The following is an 18,400-nucleotide window of genomic DNA, read 5'->3' as shown; positions in this document are numbered from 1 at the left end:
TGCAAGGATTGCTATATAACTCGTTTAATTGTGGCGATCGCATTTTGGCAAAACTCCTCAACAGTTAACCGGAAAAACCCCTCGCAGCCGTGAAGCGCAGCTATCCCGCAGGGAATCGCCCGTTTTCCCCCCGCAGCCTCGCCCCCAATAGAATTTTGACAATTATCCAAGGCCAGCGGTAAAATTACAGGTACGCTCGAACAATTGTCAGCAGCATTAAATCCTTCAGTCATTAGTTCCCAACATTCACACAATTGTTGACAATATTGCACAATAGATAAAATTGTAAATATATAGCACCTGCCTTTTTTTACCGCTTATGAATAGCAGATTCCTCGATCGACTCCACCACCCCTCACGCCCCGTCATCGTCTTCGACGGCGCGATGGGAACCAACCTGCAAGTCCAAAACCTCACCGCAGAAGACTTTGGCGGCAAAGAATACGAAGGCTGCAACGAATATCTCGTCCACACCAAGCCGGAAGCAGTCGCCAACGTGCACCGGGGATTCCTCGAAGCAGGGGCCGATGTCATCGAAACAGACACCTTTGGCGGGGCTTCCATCGTTCTCGCCGAGTACGATTTGGCAGACAAAGCATATTATCTCAACAAAACTGCCGCGGAACTTGCCAAGGGTATCGCCGCCGAATTTTCCACGCCCGAAAAACCTCGATTTGTCGCAGGATCGATCGGGCCAGGTACCAAATTGCCAACATTAGGACACATAGATTTTGACACACTCACCGCCGCTTTTGCCGAACAAGCAGAAGGACTTTATGACGGCGGCGTTGACTTATTTATTGTCGAAACTTGTCAAGATGTGCTGCAAATTAAATCAGCATTAAATGCCATTGAAGAAGTATTTAAGAAAAAAGGTGCGCGAATTCCGTTAATGGTATCAGTCACAATGGAAGCCACCGGCACAATGTTAGTCGGTTCCGACATCAGCGCCGCCCTAGCTATTTTGCAGCCGTACCCGATCGACATTTTAGGCCTCAACTGCGCCACCGGACCCGATCGCATGGCCGAGCACGTCAAATACCTTTCCGAACATTCGCCCTTCGTCGTTTCCTGCGTTCCCAACGCTGGTTTACCCGAAAACATCGGCGGGCACGCGCACTACAAACTCACGCCAATAGAATTAAAAATGGCCTTGATGCGCTTTGTCGAAGACTTAGGCGTGCAAGTCATCGGTGGCTGCTGCGGCACCCGCTACGATCACATCCGCGAACTATCAGAAATTGGCAAAACTCTTAAACCCAAAATCCGCGAATTTACTTGGGAACCTGCCGCCGCTTCAATTTACACCGCCCAACCCTACGAACAAGAGAATTCCTTCTTAATTGTCGGCGAAAGACTCAACGCCAGCGGTTCTAAAAAATGCCGCGATTTGCTAAACGCTGAAGACTGGGACGGTTTAGTAGCAATGGCCAGGGAACAAGTGCGAGAAGGCGCGCACATTCTCGATGTTAACGTTGATTATGTCGGTCGCGACGGCGTGCGCGACATGAAAGAATTAGTTTCCCGCGTTGTGACTAATGCAACTCTCCCTTTAATGCTGGATTCCACCGAATGGGAAAAGATGGAAGCCGGCTTAAAAGTTGCGGGCGGCAAATGTTTGCTGAACTCCACTAACTACGAAGACGGAGAACCGCGTTTTTATCAAGTTTTAGAGTTGGCGAAAAAATACGGCGCGGGCATAGTTATTGGTACAATTGACGAAGACGGGATGGCCAGAACAGCCGACCAAAAATTTGCGATCGCCCAGCGCGCATATAACGCCGCCGTCGCCTACGGAATTCCCGCCGAGGAAATCTTTTTTGACACCCTAGCTTTGCCCATTTCCACCGGGATTGAAGAAGACAGAAAAAACGGCAAAGCTACCATCGAATCCATCCGCCGCATCCGCCAAGAATTGCCAGGGTGTCACGTAATTTTAGGAGTTTCTAACATTTCCTTCGGCTTGAATCCGGCGGCGCGGCAAGTTTTGAATTCGATGTTTTTGCACGAAGCAATGCAAGCGGGGATGGACTCGGCAATTGTCAGCCCTAATAAGATTTTGCCCCTGGCAAAAATCGACCCCAAACACCAAGAAATCTGCCGTAAACTCATTTACGACGAACGGGAGTTTGACGGCGATATTTGCATTTACGACCCCTTGGGCGACCTGACAACGGTGTTTGCGGGCAAAACTACCAAGCGCGATCGTACAGAAGACGCAAACCTCCCGGTCGAAGAACGCCTCAAGCAGCACATCATCGACGGCGAACGCATTGGCCTCGACATCCAACTCGCCAAAGCATTAGAAACCTATCCGCCCCTCCACATTATCAATACCTTCTTGCTAGACGGCATGAAAGTAGTCGGAGAATTGTTCGGTTCGGGACAAATGCAACTGCCATTTGTATTGCAGTCAGCAGAAACAATGAAAGCGGCAGTTGCTTATTTAGAACCGTACATGGAAAAGTCCGAATCCGGGGACAACGCCAAAGGAACATTCATCATCGCTACTGTCAAAGGCGACGTTCACGACATCGGCAAAAACTTGGTTGATATTATCCTATCAAACAACGGCTACCGAGTGATTAACTTGGGTATTAAACAGCCAGTTGACAATATCATCGAAGCCTACGAAAAGCACAAAGCCGACTGTATTGCCATGAGTGGCTTGCTGGTAAAATCCACCGCCTTCATGAAAGAAAATCTGGAAGTATTCAACCAGAAAGGAATCACGGTTCCGGTAATTTTGGGCGGCGCGGCTTTGACTCCCAAGTTTGTACATGAAGACTGCCAAAATACCTACAAAGGTAAAGTCGTTTACGGCAAAGATGCGTTTTCCGACTTGCACTTTATGGACAAACTCATGCCAGCAAAATCTGCTGGTAAATGGGAAGACTTGCAAGGATTTTTAGATGAAATAGCGCCTGATAATGGGGCGGTTAAAGAAGCTAAAACTTCGCCAGAAACTTCTGTAAAAGAGGCGAAGAAAGCAGACACTCCTGTGGTGATAGATACCAGGCGATCCGAAGCAGTTGCAGCAGATATCGATCGCCCGACTCCTCCTTTCTGGGGAACGAAACTGTTGCAGGGAGAAGACATCCCCTTTGAGGAGATTTTCTGGCACTTAGATTTACAAGCCTTAGTTGCCGGTCAGTGGCAGTTCCGCAAGCCAAAAGACCAATCGCGGGAAGAATACGATGCTTTCTTAGCTGAGAAAGTTTATCCCATATTGGAAGAGTGGAAACACAAAATTATCGCCGAAAAGTTACTGCATCCGCAAGCAATTTACGGGTATTTTCCCTGTCAAGCTGAAGGCAATTCTTTGTATTTGTACGATCCGCAAATTATGAATGGCGGGCAAACAATAATCAGTGGCGGGCAAGATGCCCACCCCACAACAGAAAGTGGCACAGGCATCTTGCCTGTGGCTGCAACAGAAAGTGGCACAGGCATCTTGCCTGTGGCTGCAACCTTGACATTTCCCCGGCAAAAATCGGGGCGCCGGCTGTGCATTGCCGACTTTTTCGCGCCCAAAGAATCGGGTAAAATCGATGTATTTCCGATGCAAGTAGCGACAGTGGGAGAAATTGCTACAGAGTACGCGCAAAAGCTATTTGCTAACAATCAATATACCGACTATCTCTACTTTCACGGGTTAGCGGTACAGACAGCGGAAGCAATAGCAGAATGGACTCACGCGCGAATTCGGCGCGAATTAGGATTTGCTAGCGAAGAACCGGACAACATTCGCGATATGCTAGCGCAAAGATATCGCGGTTCGCGGTACAGTTTCGGCTATCCCGCTTGTCCGAACATGACGGATCAGTACAAGCAACTGGAATTGTTAAAGTGCGATCGCATCAACCTCTACATGGATGAAAGCGAACAACTTTATCCCGAACAATCAACAACCGCAATTATCACCTATCACCCAGCAGCCAAATACTTCACCGCTTAATTTCTAGGGTGCGCCCCGCGCACATTCCTCGGTGAATTATACTCGTTACCAGGCTCTTCCTGGTAACGCAGCTCTGGAGTCTCTGGATCCACTTAAAAACCTGGAGGCAAGGCCTCAAGAAATGAGTTCCCCGGTAGAACCTGGGAACGAGAAACCAACAAAAAAGCACCTTAAAAAAAGTGCTTTAATGAACATGAATTTTCCTTGTCCTACCAAACTTTTACGAGTGATGCCGGGGAGTGCGCGCGCCCGCAGATGCTCCTACCATCGAAGCAACTAAACCCAATAGCGAGCCGAACAAAAACGACCAACCAGCTTTCGCACCATTACCAGCAAGATTGCGAGCATCCTGAGCAGATACGTTAGGCGCTCGGTTCGGCAAATCCACCCCGCCCTGCTGCGCTTGATTAATTGCTTCTCCCGCATTCGCAGCTATGACGCCAAAAGTACCGGCCACGCCATTTGCTAACAGCCAAGAGCCAATTGTTAAGGTAGTTGCCCACAAAATTGCTCCATTTAAAAGCGCTGTGTTGCGATTCATGGGGCCGCAAGCGCGAGCAGTTACCCAACCGCCAACGCCCAAGCTAATTAACAAACTGATAATTGACCAAATTCCGACGTTGGTACCCACGTCCCCAGAAATACTGCGCGGAGCTCCTGAATTAGCAATGTTGCTCAACCCGATCGCAGCGCCCAATGCACTTAATACTAATTGCGTGGCGATCGCAATTACCAAACCTGAAAAAATCGGACCCCACCGCACTCGATCGTGATATTCAACGACTTGATTTACTAATGTCGGCTCGTTAACAACGTTATCTACAGGTCTATTTACGTATGACATAACTTTTCTTCTCCTCAGAGAGTAGCTGTAATCTTTAACAATCTTTTACCTTAAGCATTTATTGTGGCTGAGATTGATAGAAACTATCTCTGCCTGCGGAAATAACCAGTATCTATGTCTGAAGAAAGAAACGAAAAAGTCATCAGCCCGCGCGCCAGCCGCTATTAGCTAATGACGGATGACTGATGACTGATGAGTGATAACTATTTTATCCAGTTAGAAAAGTTCGCGGACGTATAGAGGAAAGACAGCTTAACGCAATCTTACAGCCGTTCCAACGGCTGTAATCAGCAGCAAAGCTCCGCTCGAGTCTACATTAATCGTGCCGGTGTCAACTTCCACCCCGATTACGGCATTCGCGCCCAGGCGCTGAGCCCGTTTTTCTAGTTCCGCAAGGGCATCTCGCTGTCCTTTGAGAAACACTTCCTCGTAACTGCCGGTGCGCCCGCCGATGATGTCGCGAATGCCCGCGAAGAAATCTCGCAGGGCATTGGTGCCGTAGACCACCTCAGCAGTTACAATTCCCAAGTAAGATTGAATTTCTGCTCCTTGGATGATATCAGTTGTTGTTACAATCATCAGTTGGCCTCAAATACGAACATTTTGAGTTAGTCGATTTCTGTAGATTTACTACATCTGGCGGTTCCCAGATTCCCGGCAAACCCTAAGCTGTCAGCGAAAGCAAGGTGACAGCCACTCGCTCTTTCATTCCACACACGCTTTGAAACAAATGGCCGTATACAAACAAAGTCTCTTCGTATTCAGTACGCTTTTGCTAGCGGGACTCGCTGTCGCAGCGCCGCAGATAGCACTCTCAGCAGAAACGTCTGTTCAAGTCAACCCTCAAAATAATTCAAATTTAGATGCTCTGCTGCGACAAGGGCGCGAGTTTGTAGATTTAGGAGACTACAATAAGGCGATCGCCATTTATCAGGAAGCGGCACGTTTAGATACGGAAAACCCGCGAATTTTTTCTGGTATGGGCTATTTAGAAGCACGTCAGGGCAACTATCAAGCCTCAGTGGAATTTTACCAACAAGCGATCGGTCTGGAACCGAACAATGCTGACTTCCAATACGCCTTAGGATATGCTATGGCGAATTTGCAAAACTATCCTGCAGCAGCCACAGCTTACCGCCGCGCCTCTGAGCTCGATCGCAAAAATGTCAATGCCCGGATCGGTCTCGGAGTGGTACTTTTTCAGCAAAAAGATTACAGCGGTGCTTTTAAAGCATACCAAGAGGCGATCGCCCTCGATCCGAAAAGTTGGCAAGCTTACTCTTCAATGGGTTTGGTATTGATCCAGCAGGGTAATTTTGCCAGTGCTGTTACTGTACTCCAGCAGGCTGCCGAACTGGCTCCCAAACAAGCCAGCGTGCAGTTAAAATTAGGTACTGCTTTGCTGCGGGGCGGCCATACTTCCGAAGGGCTAGCAGCTTTTGAAGAAGCTGCCAAATTGGAACCCCGAAATCCAGAAGTGCAGTTAGAAATTGGCGGACTTCTCCAGGCTCAAAATGATTTAGACGGAGCGCTGGTAGCTTATCAGCGGGCTATTGCGGTGCGACCGAATTTAGTGGAAGCACACTCCGGAATCGGGGAAATTCAACTGGAAAAACAAGATTTTTTAGGAGCGATTACCACTTTTAGGCGAGTGATTGAGCTCGATGGAAACCGGGCAGAAGCTTATTACAATATGGGTAAGGCACTGAAAGCGCGCGATCGCAAATCCGAAGCAATTGAAGCTTTTCAACAAGCCCTCGACACTTACCGCCAGCAAGGCAACAATGATGGTGCCCAAAAAGCTGAGGCGGCATTGCAGGAACTAAAGTAATTAGTCAGTTGACAGTTGATAGTTGATAGTGTTTCTGATGGCGGGCGATGCGCTACAACTGAGAAACTGGTTTTTGATGTCGTGGGGGCGGGTTCATAAACCGGGTTTCTTGAGACAATCTGGTGAGGAGGCGTAAATTGTCGCAGAAACCCGGTTTCTCGGATGGTTTGCCGCGCCGGCCTCAGAAGTAGAAAAAACGACAAAGTATTGTCGAAACTTGGTTTAGATCCCGCACAAGTAACCGACGAACATTTCATCGAAGCGTTCCGTAAATTTCACTGCGTCCGTCCCTCATCTCTGAAATTTATTTCAGGCTTGATATCAGAATGCTTCATCCTGCCACTGTGCGATCGTATATAACAGTTGACTAATAGCTAATAACTAATGACTGATGACTCATAACTCATAACTCATAACTAATGACTCATAACTCCAAACCGCCACTGTATGAGATGGATCCGCTAGGCCGATTTTCCGATCGCGCCTCCGATTATGTCAAATACCGGCCGAGTTATCCGGCTGCGGCAATTGATGCGATTTTAGATGGACTTGGAGAACCTTCGCAGTTAACAGCAGCGGATCTCGGTGCGGGTACGGGGATTTCTTCGCGTTTGCTGGCCCAAAGAGGCGTTCGGGTATTGGCAATTGAACCGAATGCTGAAATGAGAGAAGCGGCCGCTCCTCACGCTTTGGTAGAGTTTAGAGCAGGAACTTCGGAAGCTACTAATTTGCCCGACACATCGATCGATTTAGTAACTTGTTTCCAGTCTTTTCACTGGTTCAACCCGGTGTTAACTTTACCAGAATTTCGGCGAATTCTCAAGCCGCGGGGCCGGTTGGCTGTAGTTTGGAACCTGCGCGATTGCTCCGAACCAGTAACGCTAGGTTACACTCAAATTACCAAGACAGGTTCTCAAAACGATCCAGCAGAAAACCCCGAGCGCTCGATCGACGCTTTGCTCGCTAGTTCGCATTTTACCGATGTCAGACGCTGCGATCTTGCTAACAGGCAAGATGTAGATATAGCAGGGTTAATCGGGCGAGCAAAAAGTGCCTCTTACATTCCGCAATCTGGTCCGGCTTGGGAGAAAATCATCTCGGATTTGACCGAACTTTATGAAACTCACTGCGACGATCGAGGCTTGGTTTCTTTAGTTTATAAAACAAGAGTCTATCTGGCGGTTGTTGCCAATAATTAAGATTGTTTGAAATTCTGTTTGTAGTGAGGACTTTAGTGCGCAGCTTCTCCAGGACTAAAGTCCTCACTACAAACCCACTTATGGCGATCGATCTCTTAAGACACGATTTAATTCCTGTTATCGACAAAAATTATAGAAGCAATAAGGGCGATCGCACATTTGAATTGCATCGAAGCTCCATCTTTTGTAAGATCCTAAAACTGCTGCTGGAAAATCAATCTATTTCTCTTGGTAGAGACTGCCAAGTTGTTAACATTTGTAAAATGAGCAAAATATCCTATCCCCAGAGCTTCATCTATGCAAACGTATGACGTAATTATCATAGGAGCAGGTCACAACGGACTGGTCTGTGCCTCTTATCTCCTCAAAGCGGGATATACCGTCCTGTTGTTAGAAAAACGTTCGGTTCCCGGCGGCGCGGCAACTACTGAAGCTGCGATTCCCGAATTGCCCGATTTTAAATTCAATATGTGCGCGATCGACCACGAATTTATCCATTTAGGGCCAGTTGTAGAAGAATTAGAACTGGAAAAACACGGTTTAGAATATCTTTTCTGCGATCCAGTTGCCTTTTGTCCGCATCCCGACGGCAAATATTTCTTAGCGCACAAATCTGTAGAAAAAACTTGTGCTGAAATTGCCCGCTACAACGAGCGCGATGCTAAAAAATATGCCGAATATACAGACTTTTGGCAGCGGGCTTTAGGTGCAATGGTTCCGATGTTTAATGCGCCACCAAAATCCCTCATAGATATTCTGGGCAACTACGATATTTCAAAGATCAAAGATTTATTGTCAGTGATCGGTTCCCCCGACAAAACGCTGGACTTTATTCGCACGATGCTCACCAGCGCTGAAGACCTTCTCAACGAGTGGTTTGACGAGGAATTTATCAAAGCACCCCTAGCAAGATTAGCCGCAGAACTCGGCGCACCTCCTTCGCAAAAAACCCTGGCTGTAGGCGCAATTATGCTGGCAATGAGGCACAATCCCGGCATGGCAAGACCGCGCGGAGGGACGGGTGCATTAGTGCAAGCGCTGCTTAGTGTAGTGAAAAGTTACTCGGGTGTGGTACTTACCGACCAGCACGTCGAGAAAATATTAGTGGATGACGGTCGCGCTGTGGGAGTTCGAGTTGCCAACGGCACGGAATACCGTGCTACAAAAGGTGTCATTTCTAATATTGATGCTAAGCGCTTGTTTCTGCACTTAATGGACTCGAGCGATGTTGACAGTGCTGACCCAGATTTGCGGCAAAGATTGGAGCGCAAAATTGTTAACAACAACGAGACTATTCTCAAAATAGACTTAGCTCTCAGTGAAGCGCCTAGATTCGATCGCTGGAATCATCGGGACGAATTTTTAATCGGGTCGGTTTTAATTGCAGACTCGGTGAGACACGTTGAAATTTCTCACAGCGAGCCTTCAATCGGCAGAATCCCCGACTCTGACCCATCGATGTATGTAGTGTTTCCGACGGTACGAGACCCGTCAATGGCTCCCCCCGGACATCATACGGCTTGGATTGAATTTTTTGCTCCTTACATGATCGAAAATGCTGAAGGAACTGGCCAGCACGGTACGGGTTGGACGGATGAGCTCAAAAACAAAGTTGCCGATCGCTGCATCGATAAATTAGCAGAATATGCACCAAATATCAAGAAGTCAATTATCGGCCGCCACGTGGAAAGTCCGGCGGAATTGGGAGAGCGTTTGGGGGCTTTGAAGGGAAATTATTATCACGTTGATATGACGCTGGATCAGATGATATTTTTCCGTCCTTTACCGGAGTTGGCAAATTACAAAACGCCGATCGAGGGTTTGTTCCTCACGGGGGCGGGTACCCATCCGGGCGGCTCGATTTCGGGGATGCCGGGACGCAATACAGCTCGCGTTTTCATGCACTCGCAGCAGCCTTTCGCGCAGACTTTGGCAGATGCGGCTAATTCTCTGAAAGCGAAGGGTAAGTCGGTATTTCGGAGTAATGAGAAGTAAGATTTTTAGCAACCGCAGATGAACGCAGATAAACGCAGATGAATCACATCTGCGTTTGTTTGTATTGATTTATCAGTCTGTGAGTGCGAGAATTTTTTCTGGTTGATTCCCTGTGAAGGGAAAACGATTTGCGATCGCCCTCAGTACCCTTTCTAAATCCGGTGCATCTTTCGCCAATGTTGGCTGCTCCTCCCGTTCGGTCAAATCTGTTAAAATATTCAAAATGTGCTGAGCAAAATCTTCATCAGCCTTATCCAACAAATTCACTAGCTTCGCGATATCTTCTTTCGCGCCCAACCAGTACCTCGCTCCCAGCAATTCAGCTTTTACTGATAAAGGAAGCTCTAATTTTAGATACTCTTCAAGTTTTGGCAATAGCTGCGACGTACCTAAAAGCGCGATCGAGTTAGCAGCATAACATCTAACAGCTTCATCCTCATTAGTATCGAGCAGTGAAAGTTCGAGAGTGTTTATGGCTTGAGATTTTCCTAAATACCCGAGAGTTTCTGCTGCTGATGCGCGAACTAGCGCTGAAGGATCTTTTCTCAGCAAATATTCTATAGATTCAACTGCTGGGGTATAATCAATATCTCCAAGAGCCTCCACCGCTTCAGACCTCACCAGTTCTTCTTCGTCGTCCAGCAAGTCCATTAATGCAGGGCCAACTGTCTCTACTTCCTCGCTTCCCAGATAACCCAATGCTTCTGCTGCGGTGAATCGGATAGCTGCATCTGGTGACTTCAGCAACCTCACTATTTTCGGTGCAGCCTCATAAACTTCTGCATCAACTAGATCGAGAATTGCTCCGGCTTGCCTAGTTGGTTCGTCTGAATCGCAATCATCCAGAAGCAGTTCAATACTTTGCTTGTTCATAATTTTAACCTGCTCTAATTTAATCTTTTTATCGGTGGCGACTGCGACGCTTTCTTTTAGCTTTTTGAGTTGTTTTTATTTTCTGAATTTTAACTTTGTCATCATTGCGCTCAGCATTTTCCATAAGTATTTTCAGCGCTTCACCCATTGATGCTACTGACCCATCTTGCATGAGTTGCTGAGCTTCTTTTAAAATCCCCGTGTCAGCGACGTTGCCTTCAGAAGTCATGTTTCTGTTTTGCCATAGTGTTTAAATACTAAAAATAATAAGTAAAATGCCGATCGCCCATTGAGGCATCCTCAAACCTAGCGCGTTCGACTGAATTTTATTGTAGCATAACGGGAAAATTCTTAATCTTTTAAAACTCGCTTTGTTAACCAGACAGTTGTTAAACCAAAGGCTTGTTTGACTGGGACAATACTGTTGAACTCACTGTAGGGCATGGTTGTATGGGAGAATTGCTGGGTCCGGGCTCGCCTGCGGATGCCCGGGATCTCGCCTGCGGATGCCTAATATTACTGCAAATTCATCCTTTGTGCAGATGGAAATTATGCACGAAAATATAGAAACTCAGATTAGCGTTACCCTTTTTTGAGCGATGGCAAACCGAGTTTTGATTGTCGGGGGCCGAGGACGAATTGGCAGCAGTGTTGCCCAAGACCTTGTTACCCATACCGACGCAGAAATTACTCTTACTGGGCGCAACCCAGAAGGCTCTATTAGCCCTGGATTGCCGCCGGATAGGGTGCAGTATCAAGCTTTAGATTTAGCAGACAGTGCAGCGCTGCACAAAGCGGTTTCATCCTCTAACCTCGTCGTTCACTGTGCCGGGCCTTTTCACTACCGAGATGCTAGTGTACTGAAAACTTGCATAGAAGCAGGTGTTAATTATACTGATGTCAGCGACAGCCGCAGTTTTACTCGCCGAGCTTTAGAATTGCGCGAAACTGCTAAAAATGCTGGGATTACTGCTATTATTAATACGGGCATTTTCCCCGGCGTGTCTAACAGCATGGTACGCCGAGATGTGGAACAATTAGATGAAGCAGAACACATCCATTTGAGTTATGTTGTCGGAGGTTCGGGCGGTGCTGGCGTTACCGTCATGAGAACTACTTTTTTAGGCTTGCAAACCCCTTTTGAGGTTTGGGTCGATCGCAAGTGGCAGCAAGTAAAACCCTACAGCAAGCGCGAAACAATTGAATTTCCCGCACCCTACGGCAAAACAGGGGTTTACTGGTTCGATATGCCCGAAGCAATCACTTTGCCCGAAACTTTCCCCGTCAAATCAGTTGTGACTAAATTCGGTACGTCTCCCGACCTTTACAATCACCTTACCTGGTTTGTGGCCAAATATTGGCCGGCTAGCTGGCTCAAAAATAACGGAGTTATTGAATTTCTCTCCTACGTCAGTTACGGGATGACCAGTGTTACTAATAGTTTTAGTGGGGTTGGTGTAGCAGTGCGATCGCAAGTGACCGGTCTCAAAAACGGTCAACCCACTAAAGTTTGCTCGACAGCGATACACCCCAATGCTGCCGCCGCTACTGGCATCGGTACTGGCAGCATAGCTCAATTAATGTTAGAAGGCAAACTGGAAAAACCAGGGGTTTGGTCGGTAGAACAAGCTCTTTCTACTGAGCTATTTGAAGGAGCTATGCAGAACCGCAACCTCAACATAGATCAGGTTTTTTTGTAGTTATTTACGGTGTTTATAGCAATTTAAAATGTTTGGTGAGTGGGCTTTTTAAAACGAACCGCGCCCACGCTTATGACGCGGAGGAAGAGAAGAGTCAAGGGGGTTCGCAATTGATGAGATAACCCCTAGATACGGTTCCTCGCATCAATCGCAAGCACGCCTCACACGATAGGAGTTCCCCTTGTCTCACTAATCTATCTTTTGGTAGAAGTAAACTTAACGAGCAGGCGTTTAATATACTTCACAAGACGGTAAATATCCCTTTTTGCTGTATGTGGGCGCAGCACTTGCCACACAAGTTCTCCCGATCGCTAAAATTTGAAATGTGCGATCGCAGTGAAGGGGCGACAAATACCATAATTTTTGCGAAAAAATACGAGGAGAAGTTGATATGAAGCGGGTTTTAAAAGCTCTCGGAAAAACATTGAGCCAAAGCATTTTGCTGGTCTGTACGCTGGCTTTCATTGTTATGGCAGGTCTAGCGGTAGTACCCAGTCAGGCTGCTTACGCAGGTCAAGATAGGACTGAGGCGCCGCCAGAAGCTCAAATTACTGACCCCGCAAAAAGTTTCGAGGATCTGAATCCCCAAGCAGCTTACGAAAAAATAGTCAAAACCGCTCAAGATCCTGCAAAGGTCGAGAAATCTTACGACGAAAGCTTACAGGAGTACAAGGCAGAAAACCCGCAAGACAGCATAGTTAAAAAAGCTGAAAAGCTGATCGAACAGGTCACGGGCAAGGACTAAATCTACAAATTTATATCTAACTTAAGTTGGTGGTAAATCCTGAGCTGCCGTGAGTACACAATTGAGCAGATCTCAGGACTCGCTTGAACCTAATTATGTAGGGTGCGCCGCCCGGCGCACCTTACCGCGTTAGAGTACGGTGCCAAAGCACTTTTGGGGATGACAAAGGTTTTGTCATCCCGCTTCTTTTTAAGCTAGCAGATTCATCCTCAAGGAAGATGAATAAAGAGGAATTTAAAAGGTAAATTTAATAATAGTTACAGTTAGATAAAAGGAAAAAAATATCATGAGCGATGACAAAAAAACGGTACATGAACCTGATGCTAACCTCGACCCGCTTTCCGGGGAAAAAGGGGCTCATCCAGTAGGAACGGGTATTGGTGCGGCGAGTGCGGGTGCTGCGGGTGCTGCGATCGGCGGTGCGGTGGGCGGACCTGTGGGAGCAGTTGTAGGCGCTGTTGTCGGTGCGTTTAGTGGCGGTTTGGTGGGCAAAGGTGTGGCCGAGGCGATCGACCCTACGGTAGAAGATGCTTACTGGCAAAGCAACTACAGTTCCCGTCCTTACGCCGACACGAGCGTGACTTACGAAGACTATCAGCCTGCATACCGCACTGGTTATGAGGGATACACCCGCTATGGCGGTACTGGTAAGAACTTCAACGAGATCGAAGACGATTTGCAGCGCGACTACGAAACAAATCGCGGTAAGTCTAATGTGAGTTGGGAAAAAGCTAAGCACGCCACGCGCGACGCTTGGGATCGGGTGGAACGCGCTGTACCCGGCGACATTGACAAAGACGGCCGCTAAGGGCAATAGCAAGTATTTTTCAGTCTTGGACGCCCACCAAATCAAGCGTTCCGGGTTTTTTACCCGGGTCCCGGAATGCAGGGAAGTGTTTTGATAAAAAAACCCGGTTGCTGCGTCTTGGACTGTTGTTGATAGGTTGCACAGTTTTCAACGCGAGATTAGCGAAGTTTTTGGGGATTTTGAGCCCCTCTCTACATCGGAGAGGGGTATTTTTAGGTTATAGCAACCGCCAAGACGGTTAGGACATTCTTAATCGCTGAAACCATTGGTATTACTGCTTCTTCCTTCTTCCTTCTTCCGACTTCCATCGGACTTCTGCTATAAGTTGAAATCGCCTTTTTCAGCAAGATTTTTCTTTCACAGCAGTGTTCGCTGACAGAGCACGAAGCCAGATGTATAGGCAAAGCTTTTCGGGACCTTCGCACTCCTAAAAAACGCTTTTTACACGACCGAGGGATGCTCGGGTTTAAAATTGATATTTTTTTTTGACTATTGGCCTTAAAATTAAACTAATTCAGGACTGAGGGAGCGATCGCATATTTTTGTCAAAGTTCGCGATGCGCTTTATTCAATCTCCGCCGGATCGTAAAGCGTCGGTGGCTTCAAGTCCGATAATTGTTAATCTAAATCCTCTCATTCAAAATTGGTATTACTTGTGGATGAAATGTTGGAAAGAGCTTGGACACTCAAGCAAAATTTAATTGACTTTGTGCTGGATGCTGAGGGAGAGTTGGCGGTAGCTTTGGAAGCTTATGCTGCAGCTCGATCGACCGGCGAGCGCTACGACATTGCTCAGCAAAATCAAGTGATTGACAGTTTTACAGTCGAAGGTAAAGTCGGAGACAAAACGCCGATCGACCTATTTGTCGAAAGTCAGCCGGATTTAACCCATAACGATCACAGCTTGCTGGAAAGTTGGCGGCACAGAAGCTTCACAGGCTTATTTGAAATCACTCAACTTTTCCCTGACAGGTTTGAACTGATGAACTGGCTGACGGCAAAGCATTACATTGTCAAGCCCAACAGTCCTAATTTGCTTGCAGAAATGTCTCGCTTTAAGTTAGGAGAAATCTTGCGGGCTCGGATTGCTCCCCTCACCGATGACTGGTGGATACTTTCGAGCTCTCCCATCCTGATGGGGAAATTGGGTAAGCCGAAGTTGGCGGTGGCGATCGGCAATTTCAAGCAAAATCACAAACACAACCTGTACAGCGATGCGCCGGAATTGTTAGAGCAAGCTTGGCAGTCGGTAGAACACTACCACGAAGATTTTACCGAATTTTTTGGCACTGAGGAATTGACGCTATCGGGATATCACCTGAATAAACAGTTGGCCCAATTTCAGGAATTCATCACTAAAAAACGCCTAGCTGATATCGGCATGGATGAAAGTAAATCTCTGGCGGATCTCGTTGAAGATGCCGGAGTCGATCCAGAAGAAGTCAAAGCAGCCGCCATCGCGGCATCAGGTGCCGATGTTAAAGCAGTTGAGGTAATGCTCGACAGCCCTAGTTCAAAAATGGTAATGCCGAAAGTGGAATTGCCCGATCGCTTCAAGAAAGCCGAACAGGTGACAGCACTTTCTCATCCTCGCTGGGGACAAACCTTTTTGTCTACTTACGCTCAATTTACCGAAATGCTAGCAGCAGAAGACTTTTCAACCGTTCCCGGTTACGAGAAGCTGGTGCGTAACTATCTAGAAGATCCTGCAATTAATGCCGGGATTTGGCAACGGTTAGCTAAAGTTAATCCAGCGAAATTAGAACAAATTTTGCAAACTGTATTGCAGCGGACTAATTTTCAGCTCGATCGCGATTTAGATGCCCTGCTGCAAGAGTTTAAAAAACCCTTAGAACCCGAACTCCCGGAAATTGCCAGCGTTCCCGTGCACCTGCACAACTTATTTCAGGAAGCTTTAGGCGAAGTTAATAAGTCAAAGTCCAAACCGCAGGAGAAAAAGAAAAGCTCTAAAGGCTTTAAATCCTGAGAAACTAAGTTCTTGACATACTCCTACACGCTCTGCTATCGCATACAGTGTGGCTCAATAACTTCACCTCATGCTATTCGCTAACGCGCCCGCTTCGCCAACGGATACTCGATCGGCTTTAAGGACGAGTGTACCGCTGCGAAGTACCCAAGGCGTGATTACCGGCAGCATGAGGATATTTTCTGAGATTGCCTCCGCTAAGGGAAAGCAGCAAGAGAATGGCAATTTCAAGTGCGAGTGCGATCGACCGCAGCCATTTTGAGCGCCTTAGTCTGCATCCGTTACATAATAAACAATTAAACAAGCTCGCAGCTAGCTGTGAGCTTATTGCCCGGTAATATTACTCAAATAGCTTTGCAGTCAGGACTTTAGTCCTTCTTCTCCCCGATAAAAAGAACTGAAGCCCTCACTACAAACACCTTTTTTTTAATCTTCAACTTGTCGGACAGCCATGCGTTGCAGCGGCAGGCTGAGTATGCTAGAAGCAGTCAATAAGTAAGAAAGAACCGTAGTCAGCTTCAAACTGAGCAATAACCAGCTATCCTCTGGGAGGTGAAGTTTCAGCCCGAAAACAGAGATGCAGTAGACTGTCCAGTAAGTAAAGCTCATCTTGATTAGGATTTCTTCGCTCAAAGTGCGATCGTCCGTTGGCTGCGAGTTGCGATTATCACCCAGCAGGACTAGACCCGCAATAGAAGCCACAAAAGAAACCATAACGAGATAGTCATGCCAGTTAAGCTCAACCATTTCTAAACTCCGCTTTTATCCGAATTTTTGGAATCAGACATCAGTCTAAAGGATAAGTTTTCCCGCTCAAAGCAATAGTTACAAATTGAAACAGCCACAGTTACAAATCGCAATGAAAATTCACCGCAACCGCCAGCCACAAGCTCGTTTAGTCAGCCGCAAAGGACAATTCCCCTTAAATATTGTCAAGTTGGGAGTACCTCGCCTGCATTTTGCCGACCTCTACCACAGGCTGCTAATTCTTTCTTGGCCGCAATTTTTCCTGCTCATTTGTCTCTCCTATACAATCACGAATTCTTTATTTGCCTTAGCTTACTTGGCGGGAGGAGATTGCATTGCTAACGCACGGCCGGGTTCTTTCCAAGATGCCTTTTATTTCAGCGTGCAAACAATGGCGACAATTGGCTACGGCGCTATGTATCCGCGCACGGATTACGCTAATACAATAGTCGCGATCCAAGCACTTTTTGGTTTGTGGGGAGTCGCGATGGTGACGGGACTGGCTTTTGCTAGATTTTCCCGACCAACAGCTAGAGTTATCTTCAGCCGCGTAGCTGTGATCGCTCCTTTCAACGGCGTTCCAACTTTGATGTACCGCACGGGAAATCAGCGTTTCAACCAAATTTTAGAAGCGCAGCAGCGAGCTACTTTGATCCGCGACGAGGTAACATCCGAAGGAGAATTTATGCGGCGTTTTTACGATTTGCAATTGGTGCGGAGTCACTCTCCGATTTTTGCATTAACTTGGACGGTTATGCACGCAATTGACGAGAGCAGTCCTTTGTACCAACTTACTGCGAAAGACTTGATGGAACAGCAAGCGGAAATTGTAATTACGTTAACAGGACTTGACGAAACTGTTTCGCAAACTATTCACGCGCGACATTCTTTTGTGGCGTCTGAAATCCTGTGGAATATGCGGTTTGTAGATATTATTTTGAAACCGCCGACGGGAGGGCGGGTGGTTGATTATACTCGGTTTCACGATGTGAAGCCTGTGGAATAAAAGTTTGGATTTAGCCAGTGCTAGAATACCTGTATGGCAACAGAAGTTAATATTTATGAACTCAATAACTGCAAAGATGACACTGAAAGAATTGCAACCGCAACTCTTGGCTTTAACTCCCGAAGAGAAGGCTCAAGCTATAGAATTACTAGCCCAAAGTTTAAGAAAATTTTGGTCGGGAATTCAAAAGACTCCCGGCGTGTGCGGCGGCGATGCTTGCATCAGAGAAACGCGAATTCCTGTTTGGGTGCTGGTGAATGCTCGCCGTTTAGGTATTTCTGAAGCTGAACTCCTAGAAGACTATCCGACTCTGCGTGCCGCAGATTTGGCGAATGCTTGGGCTTATGCTGAGGCATATCCTGATGAGATTGAAATAGCAATTAGAGAACAGGAAGAGGCATAAACATTGGCAGATATTTATACTGCGATCGCACAAAGCATTAAAACTGAGATATTTTACCATTTTAAATCAGGCTTTTATGAACGGGCTCTTCGGCCCGTTCCACAACAAATTTATTCTTTTATGAACGGGCTCTTCGGCCCGTTCCACAACAAATTTATTCTTTTAAGTAGTTAAGCAAAATTAATTACATAATTTTCTCCAAATTCTTTAAGTATTTTTTCCACAGATGAAACAAGAGCTGGCCAGCTAGAATAGGCATTTATTTCGATCCATTCATATTTAATAAACCGCCACAGAATCTCAA

The 18,400-nt window shown here is 46.8% G+C and carries 17 protein-coding genes; 11 read left to right on the top strand and 6 right to left on the bottom strand.

Going from position 1 to position 18,400, the window contains the following annotated elements; all coding sequences use genetic code 11:
* Positions 1-11: 11 nt before the first annotated feature.
* Positions 12-233: a hypothetical protein gene (locus tag ACUVJL_RS03700; RefSeq protein ID WP_445244612.1), complete on the bottom strand. Its 222-nt coding sequence runs from the start codon at positions 231-233 to the stop codon at positions 12-14.
* Positions 234-319: 86 nt separating this feature from the next.
* Between ACUVJL_RS03700 and metH the strand changes: the two genes are divergently transcribed.
* Positions 320-3,958 (top strand): methionine synthase, encoded by a 3,639-nt coding sequence (metH, locus tag ACUVJL_RS03695; protein WP_445244611.1) that lies wholly within the window; start codon positions 320-322, stop codon positions 3,956-3,958.
* Between the two features lie 220 nt (positions 3,959-4,178).
* Here metH and ACUVJL_RS03690 read toward each other — a convergent pair whose 3' ends face one another.
* Both ACUVJL_RS03690 and ACUVJL_RS03685 read right to left on the bottom strand, forming a co-directional pair.
* Positions 4,179-4,802 carry a hypothetical protein gene (locus ACUVJL_RS03690; protein ID WP_445244610.1) on the bottom strand — a complete coding sequence of 208 codons (624 nt, stop codon included), beginning with the start codon at positions 4,800-4,802 and terminating at the stop codon, positions 4,179-4,181.
* Positions 4,803-5,054: 252 nt separating this feature from the next.
* Positions 5,055-5,381: a YbjQ family protein gene (locus tag ACUVJL_RS03685; RefSeq protein ID WP_172184303.1), complete on the bottom strand. Its 327-nt coding sequence runs from the start codon at positions 5,379-5,381 to the stop codon at positions 5,055-5,057.
* Between the two features lie 151 nt (positions 5,382-5,532).
* Here ACUVJL_RS03685 and ACUVJL_RS03680 point away from each other — a divergent pair, with 151 nt between their 5' ends.
* The 3 genes from ACUVJL_RS03680 (at position 5,533) to crtO (ending at position 9,827) form a co-directional block, all read left to right on the top strand.
* A complete protein-coding gene (locus tag ACUVJL_RS03680) occupies positions 5,533-6,633 on the top strand; it encodes a tetratricopeptide repeat protein (protein ID WP_445244609.1) in 1,101 nt (366 codons plus the stop codon).
* Positions 6,634-7,052: 419 nt separating this feature from the next.
* A complete protein-coding gene (locus tag ACUVJL_RS03675; RefSeq protein WP_445244608.1) occupies positions 7,053-7,832 on the top strand; it encodes a class I SAM-dependent methyltransferase in 780 nt (259 codons plus the stop codon).
* Positions 7,833-8,129: 297 nt separating this feature from the next.
* Complete coding sequence (gene crtO / locus ACUVJL_RS03670; protein WP_445244607.1) at positions 8,130-9,827, top strand: beta-carotene ketolase CrtO; 1,698 nt, start codon at positions 8,130-8,132, stop codon at positions 9,825-9,827.
* Between the two features lie 72 nt (positions 9,828-9,899).
* Here crtO and ACUVJL_RS03665 read toward each other — a convergent pair whose 3' ends face one another.
* Positions 9,900-10,700, bottom strand: a complete 801-nt coding sequence (locus ACUVJL_RS03665; RefSeq protein ID WP_445244606.1) for a HEAT repeat domain-containing protein — start codon at positions 10,698-10,700, stop codon at positions 9,900-9,902.
* 28 nt (positions 10,701-10,728) lie between these two features.
* Positions 10,729-10,929 (bottom strand): polymorphic toxin type 34 domain-containing protein, encoded by a 201-nt coding sequence (locus ACUVJL_RS03660; RefSeq protein ID WP_332955744.1) that lies wholly within the window; start codon positions 10,927-10,929, stop codon positions 10,729-10,731.
* Between the two features lie 370 nt (positions 10,930-11,299).
* On the opposite strand from ACUVJL_RS03660, the gene ACUVJL_RS03655 reads away from it, so the two are divergent.
* The 5 genes from ACUVJL_RS03655 to ACUVJL_RS03635 all read left to right on the top strand — a co-directional run bounded on the left by ACUVJL_RS03655 (position 11,300) and on the right by ACUVJL_RS03635 (position 16,202).
* The gene (locus ACUVJL_RS03655; RefSeq protein ID WP_445244605.1) at positions 11,300-12,400 is read left to right on the top strand and encodes a saccharopine dehydrogenase family protein; all 1,101 of its coding nucleotides are present in this window, start codon (positions 11,300-11,302) and stop codon (positions 12,398-12,400) included.
* A 391-nt stretch (positions 12,401-12,791) separates the two neighbouring features.
* Complete coding sequence (locus ACUVJL_RS03650) at positions 12,792-13,145, top strand: hypothetical protein (RefSeq protein ID WP_445244604.1); 354 nt, start codon at positions 12,792-12,794, stop codon at positions 13,143-13,145.
* A 286-nt stretch (positions 13,146-13,431) separates the two neighbouring features.
* The gene (locus ACUVJL_RS03645) at positions 13,432-13,953 is read left to right on the top strand and encodes a hypothetical protein (RefSeq protein WP_445244603.1); all 522 of its coding nucleotides are present in this window, start codon (positions 13,432-13,434) and stop codon (positions 13,951-13,953) included.
* Positions 13,954-14,596: 643 nt separating this feature from the next.
* The gene (locus ACUVJL_RS03640) at positions 14,597-15,940 is read left to right on the top strand and encodes a hypothetical protein (RefSeq protein WP_445244602.1); all 1,344 of its coding nucleotides are present in this window, start codon (positions 14,597-14,599) and stop codon (positions 15,938-15,940) included.
* Between the two features lie 70 nt (positions 15,941-16,010).
* A complete protein-coding gene (locus ACUVJL_RS03635) occupies positions 16,011-16,202 on the top strand; it encodes a hypothetical protein (protein ID WP_445244601.1) in 192 nt (63 codons plus the stop codon).
* A 164-nt stretch (positions 16,203-16,366) separates the two neighbouring features.
* On the opposite strand, the gene ACUVJL_RS03630 is transcribed toward ACUVJL_RS03635, so the two are convergent.
* Positions 16,367-16,687, bottom strand: a complete 321-nt coding sequence (locus tag ACUVJL_RS03630; RefSeq protein WP_445244600.1) for a hypothetical protein — start codon at positions 16,685-16,687, stop codon at positions 16,367-16,369.
* A 112-nt stretch (positions 16,688-16,799) separates the two neighbouring features.
* Here ACUVJL_RS03630 and ACUVJL_RS03625 point away from each other — a divergent pair, with 112 nt between their 5' ends.
* Together ACUVJL_RS03625 and ACUVJL_RS03620 are read left to right on the top strand one after the other, a co-directional pair.
* Entirely contained in the window at positions 16,800-17,693 is an 894-nt protein-coding gene (locus tag ACUVJL_RS03625) for an ion channel (protein ID WP_445244599.1), read from the top strand.
* 76 nt (positions 17,694-17,769) lie between these two features.
* Positions 17,770-18,096 (top strand): DUF433 domain-containing protein, encoded by a 327-nt coding sequence (locus tag ACUVJL_RS03620; RefSeq protein WP_445244613.1) that lies wholly within the window; start codon positions 17,770-17,772, stop codon positions 18,094-18,096.
* The last annotated feature ends 304 nt before the right edge of the window (positions 18,097-18,400 follow it).

It is taken from the genome of Microcoleus sp. OTE_8_concoct_300 (assembly GCF_031383065.1).
GTDB lineage: Bacteria > Cyanobacteriota > Cyanobacteriia > Cyanobacteriales > Microcoleaceae > Microcoleus.
This window is presented reverse-complemented; position numbering and strand designations above follow the sequence as displayed.